This is a genomic window from Methylobacterium sp. CCH5-D2, from assembly GCF_001556475.1.
GTDB classification, from domain to species: Bacteria; Pseudomonadota; Alphaproteobacteria; order Rhizobiales; family Beijerinckiaceae; genus Methylobacterium; species Methylobacterium hispanicum.
Genome location: NZ_LSIX01000166.1, coordinates 1 through 11,856, shown reverse-complemented (window position 1 = coordinate 11,856; position 11,856 = coordinate 1). Strand labels below are relative to the sequence as shown.

The 11,856-nt window shown below is 71.8% G+C and carries 14 protein-coding genes and 1 pseudogene; 8 read left to right on the top strand and 7 right to left on the bottom strand.

The features are described from left to right. The 5 genes from AX737_RS34090 to AX737_RS04005 all read left to right on the top strand — a co-directional run. Positions 1-697: hypothetical protein (locus AX737_RS34090; protein WP_066919212.1), on the top strand; the 697-nt coding region annotated here is incomplete at its 5' end. A 66-nt stretch (positions 698-763) separates the two neighbouring features. Further along, positions 764-1,333, top strand: coding sequence for a hypoxanthine phosphoribosyltransferase (hpt, locus tag AX737_RS04020; protein ID WP_066919210.1), 570 nt, complete (start codon positions 764-766; stop codon positions 1,331-1,333). 165 nt (positions 1,334-1,498) lie between these two features. After that, positions 1,499-1,864: a response regulator gene (locus AX737_RS04015; RefSeq protein ID WP_066919208.1), complete on the top strand. Its 366-nt coding sequence runs from the start codon at positions 1,499-1,501 to the stop codon at positions 1,862-1,864. Between the two features lie 129 nt (positions 1,865-1,993). Beyond that, positions 1,994-2,308 carry a hypothetical protein gene (locus AX737_RS04010; RefSeq protein WP_066919206.1) on the top strand — a complete coding sequence of 105 codons (315 nt, stop codon included), beginning with the start codon at positions 1,994-1,996 and terminating at the stop codon, positions 2,306-2,308. A gap of 29 nt (positions 2,309-2,337) precedes the next feature. Next, positions 2,338-2,691: a hypothetical protein gene (locus tag AX737_RS04005; protein WP_066919204.1), complete on the top strand. Its 354-nt coding sequence runs from the start codon at positions 2,338-2,340 to the stop codon at positions 2,689-2,691. 25 nt (positions 2,692-2,716) lie between these two features. Here AX737_RS04005 and AX737_RS04000 read toward each other — a convergent pair whose 3' ends face one another. The 3 genes and pseudogenes from AX737_RS04000 to AX737_RS03990 all read right to left on the bottom strand — a co-directional run bounded on the left by AX737_RS04000 (position 2,717) and on the right by AX737_RS03990 (position 5,565). Then, positions 2,717-4,390 carry a formate--tetrahydrofolate ligase gene (locus AX737_RS04000; protein WP_066919202.1) on the bottom strand — a complete coding sequence of 558 codons (1,674 nt, stop codon included), beginning with the start codon at positions 4,388-4,390 and terminating at the stop codon, positions 2,717-2,719. 249 nt (positions 4,391-4,639) lie between these two features. Next, positions 4,640-4,863: pseudogene (locus tag AX737_RS03995) on the bottom strand (heavy-metal-associated domain-containing protein). Between the two features lie 99 nt (positions 4,864-4,962). Beyond that, positions 4,963-5,565, bottom strand: a complete 603-nt coding sequence (locus tag AX737_RS03990; protein WP_066919200.1) for a YqgE/AlgH family protein — start codon at positions 5,563-5,565, stop codon at positions 4,963-4,965. A 152-nt stretch (positions 5,566-5,717) separates the two neighbouring features. Here AX737_RS03990 and AX737_RS03985 point away from each other — a divergent pair, with 152 nt between their 5' ends. Continuing rightward, positions 5,718-6,197: a peroxiredoxin gene (locus tag AX737_RS03985; RefSeq protein WP_066919198.1), complete on the top strand. Its 480-nt coding sequence runs from the start codon at positions 5,718-5,720 to the stop codon at positions 6,195-6,197. Positions 6,198-6,298: 101 nt separating this feature from the next. Further along, the gene (locus AX737_RS03980) at positions 6,299-6,940 is read left to right on the top strand and encodes a DedA family protein (RefSeq protein WP_066919196.1); all 642 of its coding nucleotides are present in this window, start codon (positions 6,299-6,301) and stop codon (positions 6,938-6,940) included. Positions 6,941-6,982: 42 nt separating this feature from the next. Here the strand turns inward: AX737_RS03980 and AX737_RS03975 are convergent, their stop codons facing one another. Together AX737_RS03975 and ispH are read right to left on the bottom strand one after the other, a co-directional pair. Beyond that, on the bottom strand, positions 6,983-7,948 hold the full coding sequence (locus AX737_RS03975; RefSeq protein WP_066919193.1) for a homoserine kinase: 966 nt from the start codon (positions 7,946-7,948) through the stop codon (positions 6,983-6,985). A gap of 96 nt (positions 7,949-8,044) precedes the next feature. After that, on the bottom strand, positions 8,045-9,052 hold the full coding sequence (gene ispH / locus AX737_RS03970; protein WP_066919191.1) for a 4-hydroxy-3-methylbut-2-enyl diphosphate reductase: 1,008 nt from the start codon (positions 9,050-9,052) through the stop codon (positions 8,045-8,047). A 219-nt stretch (positions 9,053-9,271) separates the two neighbouring features. On the opposite strand from ispH, the gene AX737_RS32915 reads away from it, so the two are divergent. Then, positions 9,272-9,502, top strand: a complete 231-nt coding sequence (locus AX737_RS32915) for a Flp family type IVb pilin (RefSeq protein ID WP_066919189.1) — start codon at positions 9,272-9,274, stop codon at positions 9,500-9,502. A gap of 38 nt (positions 9,503-9,540) precedes the next feature. Here AX737_RS32915 and AX737_RS03960 read toward each other — a convergent pair whose 3' ends face one another. Continuing rightward, positions 9,541-10,260 carry a DUF937 domain-containing protein gene (locus tag AX737_RS03960; protein WP_066919187.1) on the bottom strand — a complete coding sequence of 240 codons (720 nt, stop codon included), beginning with the start codon at positions 10,258-10,260 and terminating at the stop codon, positions 9,541-9,543. 160 nt (positions 10,261-10,420) lie between these two features. Next, positions 10,421-11,856 (bottom strand): cation:proton antiporter (locus AX737_RS03955; RefSeq protein ID WP_066919185.1); only part of this gene is annotated, 1,436 nt, incomplete at its 5' end.

Here is an 11,856-nt window from a genome sequence, read left to right as displayed (position 1 = left end):
CGAGACCTGGTTCATCACGCCCGCCGAGGTGCTGGCCGCGCACGCCGAGGAACTGGCGGAGGCGGAGGCCGACGCGCCCACGGCGGCGGACTGGCAGGAGGCCTCCGCGGCGGTGCGCGAGGCGGTCGGCGCGGACGTCGTCGAGAACGTGCCGCCCGCACCCGCCGCGAAGGCCCGGCGCGGAGGGGCGAAGCCGCGCCGGACGGCGCGGCGCGGGCTGCCGCGCCTCTCCCCCGCGCTCGCCGCCGGGCTGGTGCTCGCCGCCGTGCTGCCGCTCGCCTGCCTCGCCCGCACGGCGGTGGTGCAGGCGGTGCCGCAGAGCGCCGCGCTCTATGCGGGGATCGGCCTGCCGGTGAACCTGCGCGGGCTGGAGATCCGCGACGTGGTGGCCTTCCGCAACCCCGCGGAGGCGGGCCGGCCGGCCGAGCTGGTGCTGGAGGGCGACCTCGTCGGGCTCGCCCGCGGGACGGTGCCGGTGCCGCCGCTCACGGTCGAGGTGCTGGACGCGGGCGGCCTGACCCTGCGCAGCTTCGCCGTCGCCCCGCCCCGCGCCGCGCTCGGGCAGGGCGAGCGCGCCCGCTTCCACGCGAACCTCACCGATCCGCCCGCGCAGGGACGCGGGCTGCAGATCCGGTTCGCGGCCGGGCCGGCCGCACGGGCGTCGGCATCCGCGATGGGGAAATCCGCCCAACCGTGAGGCGGAGCACCGCTTTTCGCGGGCGCACCCGTGGAAGCGTCCGCGAAAAGATGGTCTAACGGGCGCATGACCGAAGCCTCACGACGCGTGCGCGTCCTGTTCGACGAAGCCGCCATCGCCCGGCGCAACGCGGAGATCGCCGAGGCGATCGTGGCCGCCAAGCCCGAGAACCTGCTGGTGGTCGCGGTGCTCAAGGGCAGCTTCATGTTCGCGGCCGACCTCCTGCGGGCGCTGCACCATGTCGGGCTCGCCCCCCATGTCGAGTTCGTCCACCTGTCGAGCTACCGCACCGGCACGGTCTCGTCGGGCCAGGTCGAGATCCTGCGCGACGTGCAGAGCGAGGTGCGGGGCCGCGACGTGCTCCTCGTCGACGACATCCTGGAATCGGGCCGCACCCTGGTCTTCGCCAAGGACCTGCTCATGGCGCGCGGCGCGCGCCGCGTGCTGACCGCGGTGCTCCTGGAGAAGCCCGGCAAGCGGGCGGTGACGATGGACGCGGACTTCGTCGGCTTCACCTGCCCGGACGTGTTCGTGGTGGGCTACGGCATGGACGCCGCCCACGCCTTCCGGCAGCTGCCCTTCGTCGGGCTGGTGGATTTCGACAGCACCGATCCCGACCTGTTCGACGGCGGCTGAGCGTGGGCGCACCCGGATGGAACCGCGGCACAAGCGCGGCATTCTCAGCTACGGACCGGATCTTGCAGGCCACCCGCCCACCGCGCTCGCGCGCGGCGTATCCCTCGGTGACTCCGTGCCGTCGCCGGACGGGCGGCCCTCGCGACAGGACGGCAGCGAACTGACATGGCGCGCATCCTGCTCGTGGATGACGAAGAGACGGTCCGGGGCTTCCTGAAGCGGGGCCTGGAGATCGACGGCCACACCGTCGTCACGGCGATCGACGGCAGCGACGGGCTCGACCGGCTGAACGAGGCCGACGGCGCCTTCGACCTCCTGCTCACCGACATCCGCATGCCGCTGATGGACGGCATCGCCCTGGCGCTCGCGGCCAAGCGCGACTTTCCCGACCTGACCATCCTGCTGATGACGGGCTTCGCCGACCAGCGCGAGCGCGCCCGCGGCCTCGACGCCATCGTCACGGACGTGCTGACGAAGCCCTTCTCGCTGGCCGATCTGCGCACCACCGTGAACCGGGCGCTCTCCGCCTGAGGCGGCGCGCGTCGCGGGCTGCGCCTTAACGGCCGCTTAAGCACCGCGGTTAGGCCGATTTTCATATTGGGCGACCTAGGGTAGTTTTCGGCGGACGGGATCCGCCGATCTGCGACGGCTCGCACGACCATGACGCCCCACGCGCACCCCGAGTTCGGCCGTCGTCCTCATCGGCAGGACGACGCGGATTGGTACGACGACGGGTACGACGAGCCCCCGCGCCGCGGCGTCCTCTCGCGCCTGTTCGGGCTGCTGAAGCTCGCCGTCTTCCTGACGCCGCTCGGGATCTTTCTCTACGGCTACGCCCTCGCCGATTGCCGCTCGGGAGGCGGGACCGGGCTCGGCCAGATCGTCCACGCCGGCGTCTGCGCGCGTGGCCAGATCGTCGAGAGCGCCGTCTCGCTCGGTGACGGCCTCAGGCTGATCCGCCGCGTCATCGACTGAACGCCAGCATCGCATCGGGGGGATCCGACATGCAGACATCGCCGTCCCACGTCCAGGCCGGGGAGGCCGACCGCTTGGATGCGCGGCTCGCGCGAAGCGGCGGCCCGAATGCCCGGCGGCGTCGCGGCGCCCTGAGACCGGGGGAGGGCGGCCGCGGCAAGCTCGGCTGGAAGGCGTGGCTCGCCATCGACGTGCTCGGGCTGGCCCTGTTCCTGACCGTGATCGTGGTCTGGCCGCCGCTCAGCGCCTGCCGCGAGAAGGCGCGGGACTACGGGCTCTACGCGGGCGACACGATCGAGAAATGCACCCGCCGCGGCATCGCCGAGCGCCTCGAGCGGGCGGACCAGCGGGTCAAGATGCTGATCCGCGGCTCGGGCCGGTAGGGCCCGGGCCGCGGGCTCCCGCGCCTCAGAACAGCCCGTCGATCTGCCCGTTCGCGTCGAGGCGGATCGTGTCGGCGGCCGGAACCTTGGGCAGGCCCGGCATCGTCATGATCTCCCCGCAGATCACCACCACGAAGCCGGCGCCGGCCGAGAGCCGCACGTCGCGCACCCCGACGATGTGCCCGTCCGGCGCGCCGATCAGGGTGGGATCGGTCGAGAACGAGTACTGCGTCTTGGCCATGCAGACCGGCAGGTGGCCGTAGCCCTCGGCCTCGAAGGCGGCGAGCTTCTGGGCGGCCTTCGACTCGATCTGGATGTCGGCCGCGCCGTAGAGCTTGGTCGCGATCGCCTTGATCTTGTCGGTGAGCTTCGATTCGGTCTCGTACGTGTAGGTGATCGGCTGGGCACCGCCCTCGGCGAGCCGCACCACCGCCTGGGCCAGGGCCTCGGCGCCCGCGCCGCCCTCCGCCCAGTGCTTGCAGGTGATGGCCTCGACGCCGAGGCGCTCGCCGCACAGCTCCCGCAGCCGGGCGTGCTCCGCGTCGGTGTCGGCGTAGAAGTGGTTGACTGCCACCACCACCGGCAGACCGAAATTGCGCACGTTGGTGACGTGCCGGGCGAGGTTGGCGAAGCCCCGCTCCAGGGCCTCGATGTTCTCGCCCCCGAGGTCCTTCTTGTTGACGCCGCCGTGCATCTTGAGGGCGCGCACGGTGGCGACGATCACCACCGCCGAGGGGCTGATGCCGGCCTGCCGGCACTTGATGTCGAGGAATTTCTCGGCCCCGAGATCGGCGCCGAAGCCCGCTTCCGTCACCGTGTAGTCGGCGAGCCGCAGGCCGGCGCGCGTCGCGATCACCGAGTTGCAGCCGTGCGCGATGTTGGCGAAGGGGCCGCCGTGGATGAGGGCCGGGTTGCCCTCCAGGGTCTGCACGAGGTTCGGCTGCAGCGCATCCTTCAGGAGCACGGTCATGGCGCCCGTGGCCTTCACGTCCTTCAGCGTGACGAGCTTGCGGTCGCGGGTCTCGGCGATGACGATGCGGCCGAGGCGCTCTTCCAGGTCCTCCAGATTCTTGGCGAGGCAGAACACCGCCATCACCTCGGACGCCACCGTGATGTCGAAGCCATCCTCGCGGGGGAAGCCGTTGGCGACGCCGCCAAGCGACTGCGTGATCTGGCGCAGCGCGCGGTCGTTCATGTCCACAACGCGGCGCCAGAAGATGCGGCGCACGTCGATGTTGAGCTCGTTGGCCCAGTAGACGTGGTTGTCGATCAGCGCCGCCGCGAGGCTGTGGGCCGAGGTGATGGCGTGGAAGTCGCCGGTGAAGTGCAGGTTGATCTGCTCCATCGGCACGACCTGCGCCTTGCCGCCGCCGGCCGCGCCTCCCTTCATGCCGAAGCAGGGGCCGAGCGAGGGCTCGCGAAGGCAGATCATGGTCTTCTGGCCGATCCGGTTCAGCGCGTCGCCGAGGCCCACCGTCGTGGTGGTCTTGCCCTCGCCCGCGGGCGTCGGCGAGATCGCGGTGACGAGCACGAGCTTGCCCTCGGGCCGCCCCTCAAGGCCGGCGATGAAGCCGTGGTCGAGCTTGGCGATGTGCTTGCCGTAATTGTGCAGGGCCTCGTCCGGGATGCCGAGCGTCTCCGCCACCGCGGCGATCGGCTTCAGGGTGGCGGCGCGAGCGATCTCGATGTCTGACGGCATGGTTTCCTCACCCTGAGTGGTGCGGGCCGCGCCGCAGGGCGCCCGTCACGGCGTCCGTCGCGTTCCGCACGGGATCCCCGCCGGCTTTTGCCGTGCGGGCGCGGCGCGACCTGGCCCGAGCCGGGCCCGATCAACGCGCTATCCCGGTAGTTTAGCGGCAAGCCAAGGTGAAAAGCCCGTCGAAATTTTTCGACGAGCCCACAAAATATCTTTCGTGATCGGGCGGGTGGCGAAGAAGCCTTTGCGGGCTCAGCCCGTCATCGCGGTCGCGGTGTAGCCGGCCTTGCCGAGCGCCTCCGCGATCGCGAGGCGAGGCTCTGGGCGCTCGTCCGGATCGCGACGCGCTCGCCCGGGCGATCGACTTCGACGGCGGCCTCCGGGTCGAGCCGGCAGACCGTGCGCCGCACCGCCTCGGCACAACCCTCGCAGGTCATGCCCTCGACGCGCATCAGCAGGTCGGTACGCTCGTTCATGCGGTACTCCGGTCGGCGGGATGCAGGGCGCATCCCTCTCTGTCGAGACGGTATGTCGGACCGCGGGCCCGCGGCGGCCAGGTGCGCGGAGGCGGAGCCTCAGGCGCGGCCGACGCTGCCAGAGAGCATGGCCGGGTCGATGCCGATGCCGCGCAGCGCCCGCTCGTACTTGGCGTCGAGATCGGTGTTGAAGATCAGGGTCGGGTCGGCCGGGCAGTTGAGCCAGCCGTTGGCCATGATCTCGCTCTCGAGTTGGCCCGCCTGCCAGCCCGCGTAGCCCAGCGCCAGCACCGCGCTCGCCGGGCCCGCCCCGCTCGCGATGGCGCGCAGGATCTCGACGGTGGCGGTGAGGCAGATGCCTTCGTCGATGATCAGCGTGGACTGGTCGATGTGGAAGTCGTCGGTGTGCAGCACGAAGCCGCGCCGCCCCTCGACCGGCCCGCCCATCAGCACCGGCATGTGGCCGACGCGCTCGCGCAGGCGGATCGCGTCGGCTTCCTGCGCCACGTCGAGCTGCAGCAGGAGGTCGGGCATCGAGAGGTCGGTGACCGGCTTGTTGACGATGATGCCCATCGCCCCGTCGGCCGAGTGGGCGCAGACGTAGATCACCGAGCGGGCGAAGCGCTCGTCGCTCATCCCGGGCATCGCCACCAGGAACTGGCCGTCGAGATAGGAGGGGGCGCCGGACGGAGGCATCTGCATGGCGCCATGCTACGCCCCGCCCGACCTTTGTCCAGCGGACAAAACGCGCGACGCGCCGGGGAAGGGGGCCGTGGCTCGACAGGGCCGGCCCCCGGCCCTAGTTCAAGCGCGAACCGCGCAAGCGTGGCAGTTTCGAGACGACGGAGACGGCGATGATTCAGGTCGGCGATCACCTGCCCCAGGCGACTTTCCGCGTGAGCGGCCCGGACGGCCCCGCGGCCAAGACCACGGACGACGTGTTCAAGGGCCGCCGCGTCGTGCTGGTCGGCGTGCCGGGCGCCTTCACGCCGAGCTGCCACCGCAACCACCTGCCGGGCTTCGTCACCCACCGCGACGCGATCCTGGCGCGCGGCGTGGACGCGATCGCCGTGACCTCGGTCAACGACGTCTTCGTGCTCGACGCCTGGGCCAAGGCCAGCGGCGCCGAGGGCATTGAGTTCCTGGCCGACGGCAACGGGGACTTCGCCAAGGCGATCGGCCTGGAGATGGACGGCACCGGCTTCGGCCTCGGCATCCGCTCGAAGCGCTACGCGGCGCTCGTCGAGGACGGCGTGGTCCGGGTGCTCAACGTCGAGGAATCGCCCTCCAAGGCGGAAGCGTCCGGCGCCGAGGCTCTCCTCAAGGTGATCTGAGGCCGGATGCCCGGGACGCGCCGTCGCCCCGGTCCGCCCTCGAAAGGCCACGTTCGGATCGCGACGTCCGGTTGAATCGCAACCGAACGGGATCCGAACGCGTGTCCTTCCTTCACGATCTGCCGATCGCGGATCTGATCGCGAGCTACGGCTACCTCGCGATCTTCGCGATCATCACCCTGGAGAGCGCGGGCGTGCCGATGCCTGGAGAGACCGCGCTGATCTCCTCGGCGGTCTACGCGGGCAGCACGGGCCAGCTCAACATCGGCCTGATCGTCCTGGCGGCCGCCTCGGCGGCGATCCTCGGCGACAACCTCGGCTACTGGGCGGGCCGCCGCTGGGGCATGCCGCTGCTGCTGCGCTACGGCCACCTGATCGCCCTCGACCACGGCCGGCTCAAGCTCGGCCAGTACCTGTTCCGGGAGCACGGCGGCAAGATCGTGTTCTTCGGCCGCTTCACCGCCATGCTGCGCGCCTACGCGGCGGTGCTCGCCGGCGTGAACCGGCTCGATGCGCGCCGCTTCATGCTGTTCAACGGGCTCGGCGGCGTGATCTGGGCGGCCGCGATGGGGCTGGGCTCGTACCTGTGCGGGCGCTCGATCGAGAAGGTCGCCGGCCCGGTCGGCCTCGCGCTGCTCGCCGGGGTGATCTTCGGCGGCCTCGCGCTCTGGCTGTTCGTGCGCCGGCACGAGACGCGGCTGCGGGCTGAGGCCGAGGCCGCGATCCCAGGGCCGCTCGCCTGACGGTGGGAGGGAAGACGCGGAAGGGGCCGCGTCCCCCCGATCTCAGGCGCGGCCGTAGTCGCGCGCGTCGCGGGCCTGCCGGTGGAAGGCGAGGCGCCGGTCGTACTCGCGCGGGTCTTTTGGCTGGACCAGGGCGCCGGGCGGCACGTTGAGCCAGTCGACCAGGCGGGTCAGCATAAAGCGGAGCGCCGCCCCGCGGGCGAGGACCGGCAGGGCCGCGACCTCGGCGGGTTCCAGCGGGCGCACCGCCTCGTAGCCGGCGATCAGCGCCGCGGCCATGTCCCGCCGGAAGATCCGGCCCGCATCCTCGAAGCACCACGCGTTGAGGCAGATCGCGAGGTCGTACGCGAAGGCGTCCGTGCAGGCGAAGTAGAAGTCGATCAGGCCCGACAGCGCGTCGCCGATGAAGAACACGTTGTCGGTGAAGAGGTCGGCGTGGATCACCCCGCCGGGCAGCCCGGCCGGCCAGGACGCCTCGAGGAGCGCGAGGTCGGCGCGGGTGCGTTCGGAGAGGCCCGACGAGACCCCGTCGGCCTGGCCCTCGGCCTGCGCGAAGAGCGGTCCCCAGGCCCCGACCGAGAGGCTGTTGGCGCGGCTCATGCCGAAGTCGCTGCCCGCCGCGTGCAGCTCGGCGAGCGCCCGGCCGAGCGCCGCGCAATGATCGACGCCGGGCGCCTTGACGGAGACGCCTTCCAGGAAGGTCACGATCACTGCCGGCCGGCCGCAGAGGCGGCCGAGCGCCTGCCCGTCGCGGTTGCGCACCGGCTGCGGGCAGGCGAGCCCGCGGCGGGCGAGGTGGTCCATCAGGTTAAGGAAGAAGGGCAGGTCCCCCTCGTTCACCCGCTTCTCGTAGAGGGTGAGGATGAAGTTGCCGCTCGTGGTGTGCAGGAAGAAGTTGGTGTTCTCGACCCCCTCGGCGATGCCCTTGTAGGAGAGCAGGGTGCCGATCTCGTAGGCGGCCAGGAAGGCGCTCAGCTCCGCGTCGGGTACCTCGGTGTAGACGGCCACGCGCTGCGCTCGTTCGGTTGGGAGAATCCTGGACGGAAGAGGGGCGCCAGTCGGGCGCCCCTCGAAACACCGTGCCGTGGGGGTCTCGGGGCCGGCCTACTCGGCGGCGGCCGCCTCGCTGCGCAACTCCCGCGGCAGCGGGAACACCATGTCCTCGACCACCGTCGAGACAGTGTCGACGGTCACGTCGTAGCGGGCCGCGAAGGCGTCGATGATCTCCTCGACCAGCACCTCGGGCGCCGAGGCGCCGGCGGTGAGGCCGAGCTTCTTCACGCCCTCGAAGGCCGGCCAGTCGATCTCCTCGGCGCGCAGCACCAGTCGGGTGATCGGGCAGCCGACGCGCTCGGCGACCTCGCGCAGGCGCTGCGAGTTCGAGGAGTTGGACGAGCCCACCACGATCAGCGCGTCGACCAGCGGCGCGATCTGCTTCACCGCCTCCTGGCGGTTAGTGGTGGCGTAGCAGATGTCGTCCTTGTGCGGCCCGGTGATGTTCGGGAACTTCTGCTTCAGGGCGTCCACGATGTGGCGGGTGTCGTCCACCGAGAGCGTGGTCTGCGTCACCCAGGCGAGGTTGTTCGGGTTCTCCGGCTCGAGCGCCGCGATCTGCTCGAGATCCTCGACCAGCGTAATCGAGCCCTTCGGCAACTGGCCCATCGTGCCGACGACCTCGGGGTGGCCCGAATGGCCGACGAGCAGGACGTGGCGCCCGCGCTTGTGGTGGATCTCGGCCTCGCGGTGGACCTTGGTCACCAGCGGGCAGGTCGCGTCGATGGTGGTGAGCCCGCGCTCGACGGCGTTGGCCGGCACGGTCTTGGCCACGCCGTGGGCGGAGAAGATCACGGGCGCGCCGCTGTCGGGCACCTCGTCGAGCTCGCGCACGAAGACGGCGCCCTTCCGCTTCAGGCTCTCGACCACGTACTTGTTGTGGACGATCTCGTGGCGGACGTAGACGGGCGGCCCGTAGATCGCGAGCGCGCGCTCCACCACGTCGATGGCGCGCACCACGCCGGCGCAGAAGCCGCGCGGTGCCGCGAGCAGGATCTCCAGCGGAGGCTTGAGGCCCGTCGCGGGCGCGGCGTCGGGATTCGGGATGTCGGCGCTCATGGCCCGGATGTGGCGAGGGCAGGCCCGTTCTGTCAACAGGCCGAGCCCTCGAAACCGCCTCCGTGCGCGCGGCGCGGGGCACGATTGCGCGGGCCGCGTGGTCCTCGGGCGACAGATCGAGCGCTGGCCGGCGGATCGCCCGGGGGTTCCTTAATGCATCCGCAAGGTTGTGGCGTCTAGCGTGCACACGTGGCCATCCAGGCCCGCAGACGGACTTCCATGGTGCCGACCCGAGCAGAGCGGACCGGAGCGGAGGACGGCAACGTGCCGGGCCGGACGACCCGTGCCGTCTCGGCCTTCGCGCGCGACCAGCGCGGCAGCACGGCGATGGAATACGCGATGATCGGCGCGCTGATCTTCGCGGTCGCGGCCGGGACGATCAAGCTCTACGGCTCGAAGATGAACGACGTCTACGTCCGAATTGGTACGACCGCCGCGCAGGTCCAGTAGACGGCCGCACGCCGGCCCGGCTCCCTCCCGGAACGCTCTCAGGCCTCGCCGGGCTTGGGTGGGGTACGGCCGGCCGGCTTCGCGGCGGGGGGCTGCCCGGCGGCGCGCCCGGCCTCGCTCCAGAAGGCGTCGAACAGGCCCTGCATCGCCCGCACGTTCTGCTGCTGCACCTCGGCGCCCGTCTGGAGCATCTGCTGCAGGAGATCCTGTCCGGCCGTCTGCGTGTCGGGCCCGCCGGCGGGTCTGGCACCCGCGCTCCGTGCGCCCGCGGGCCGCGCCTCGGTCCGGGTTCCGCGGGATCCGGGGCGTGCCGAAGGCGGGGCCTGCGGCCGGGGTGCCTCGGCGGCCGGCATGAAGGCCTTCATCATCTCGATCCAGGCCTGGTTGACCGGAAAGGCCGCGGCGGCCTGTTGCGGCTGGGCCGGCTCGCTCACGGCCGGCGGGTTCAGCAGCATGTGGACGATGCTCGCCACCACGGCGCCCGCCATCATCGGCAGCATCTGGCGCAGGACCTGCGCGCCGACGCCGCTCGTCAGCGAGGCCTGCTGCAGCACCGCCTGGGTCAGCATCGGCGAGCCGAAGATGTTGGCGAAGCCCGTGGGATCGTTCGGCGTCGTGCGCTGCAGCCCGATCGCGAAGGCCGGCAGCAGGGCTTCGAGGGCGCGGCGGGTCTGCTCGGGGCTGAGGCCGAACTGCTGGGCCACCCCCTGCATCCCGGCGGCACCGGGGCCCTGCAGCATGTCGATCGGGTTGAACATGGCCTGCGGCCTCACTGATACCGACGCGGAACCGGGCCGAACCCCGCCCCGAGGCCCTTCGCCCGTCCAAGGGGCAAGTCTGCCCTGTCGGGCGCCCGATAGCCAGAACGCGCGGATCCCGAACCGGATCGCGCCGCGCCGGGAGCGCGGTCATCCTCACCTATTCGCGCCGGCCGTCCGCCCGCTCCAGCACCGTCCCGCCCGCGGCCTCGGCCTCGATGTCCGTGTCCGTCCCCGCCTCCGGGACCGGCCGATCCAGCAGGCGTTCGGCCGCCTCGCGGCGGTCGTGGCCGATGATGTCCCGCGTCTCGGCGTTCAGCGCGCGGGCCGGGCGCTGCGGAGCGGTCAGGGGCTCGGGCTTCAGCTCGGCGGGTGCGTTGCCGCGCAGCCAGCCGCTGCCCTCCGGCAGCGCGCCGGCCTGCTGCAGGACGAGGCGGGCGACGTCGCGCTTGCGCACGTCCTCGACGCGGGCGGCGGCGGCCTCGGCCGGCAGGCCCAGCCCCTCCAGGGTGGCACGCCCGAACTGCAGCGCCGACTCGGAGGTCTCGCGGAGCTGGAAGTCGACGTCGCGGTTCATCAGCTCGACGGCGTGCATGCGGTCGTAGGCCCGCACGTAGGTGCGCACGCTCTCGAACTCCTCGTGCACCATCTCGACGATCTTCAGCGCGGCCTGCGCGTCGTCCACGCAGATGCAGACGAGCTCGGCCCGGCCGATGCCGGCGGCGCGCAGCACGTCGAGGCGGGTGCCGTCGCCGTAGTAGATCCGGAAGCCGAAGCGCGAGGCCGAGCGGATCTGCTCGACATCCTTGTCGATCACCGTGACGGCGATGCCTTCCGCCAGCAGCACCTGGGTCAGGATCTGCCCGAAGCGGCCGAAGCCGATCACCAGCACCCGCGTCTCGGCGCTCTCGACCACGTCGGTGGCGGGCAGGTCGGGATCGCCCGAGCGGGCCCGGACGGCGTCGAGCGCCTTGTCGAGGCCCTTGGCGGCCACGGGCCCGACCAGCATGGTCAGCGCGGCCAGCGCCACGGCGAAGCGCGTGCTGGTGGCGTCGGTCAGCCCCAGCCCCTCCGCCTGCGGCAGCAGCACGAAGGCGAACTCGCCGGCCGGCGCCAGCACGGCGGCGCCCCGCAGCGCATCGAGGGGGCCGGAGCCGAACAGGCGGAAGAGGGCCGCCACCAGCGCGACCTTCACGAGGATCGCCGCCGCGGTCGCGCCGAAGAGCTGCGGCCAGACCGCCTTCACCAGGGCGCCGTCGATCGACATGCCCACGCTCATGAAGAACAGGCCGAGCAGCATGCCGCGGAAGGGCTCGATATCGGCCTCGAGCTGGTGGCGGAAGTTCGACTCGGCGAGGAGGATGCCCGCCAGGAACGCCCCCATCGCCATCGAGAGGCCTACCTCCTGCATCATCAGCGCGGTGCCGAGCACCACGAGGAGGGCGGCGGCCGTCATCACCTCCCGGGCGCCGGAGGCCGCGAGCAGGCGGAAGAAGGGGTTGAGGCCGTAGCGGCCGACCAGCACCACGGCGACGATGGCGCCGAGCGCCTTGGCGGTGGAGAGCGCGGCGTCCCCCAGCCAGGGCGCGTTCCCGC

Excerpts from the sequence above, each read along its gene's own strand:
- AX737_RS04015 (WP_066919208.1), top strand. The coding sequence starts at position 1,499 with ATGGCGCGCATCCTGCTCGTGGATGACGAAGAGACGGTCCGGGGCTTC.
- AX737_RS04010 (WP_066919206.1), top strand. The coding sequence starts at position 1,994 with ATGACGCCCCACGCGCACCCCGAGTTCGGCCGTCGTCCTCATCGGCAG.
- hpt (WP_066919210.1), top strand. The coding sequence starts at position 764 with ATGACCGAAGCCTCACGACGCGTGCGCGTCCTGTTCGACGAAGCCGCC.
- AX737_RS32915 (WP_066919189.1), top strand. The coding sequence starts at position 9,272 with ATGGTGCCGACCCGAGCAGAGCGGACCGGAGCGGAGGACGGCAACGTG.
- AX737_RS03990 (WP_066919200.1), bottom strand. The coding sequence starts at position 5,565 with ATGCAGATGCCTCCGTCCGGCGCCCCCTCCTATCTCGACGGCCAGTTC.
- AX737_RS03985 (WP_066919198.1), top strand. The coding sequence starts at position 5,718 with ATGATTCAGGTCGGCGATCACCTGCCCCAGGCGACTTTCCGCGTGAGC.
- AX737_RS03960 (WP_066919187.1), bottom strand. The coding sequence starts at position 10,260 with ATGTTCAACCCGATCGACATGCTGCAGGGCCCCGGTGCCGCCGGGATG.
- AX737_RS04000 (WP_066919202.1), bottom strand. The coding sequence starts at position 4,390 with ATGCCGTCAGACATCGAGATCGCTCGCGCCGCCACCCTGAAGCCGATC.
- ispH (WP_066919191.1), bottom strand. The coding sequence starts at position 9,052 with ATGAGCGCCGACATCCCGAATCCCGACGCCGCGCCCGCGACGGGCCTC.
- AX737_RS04005 (WP_066919204.1), top strand. The coding sequence starts at position 2,338 with ATGCAGACATCGCCGTCCCACGTCCAGGCCGGGGAGGCCGACCGCTTG.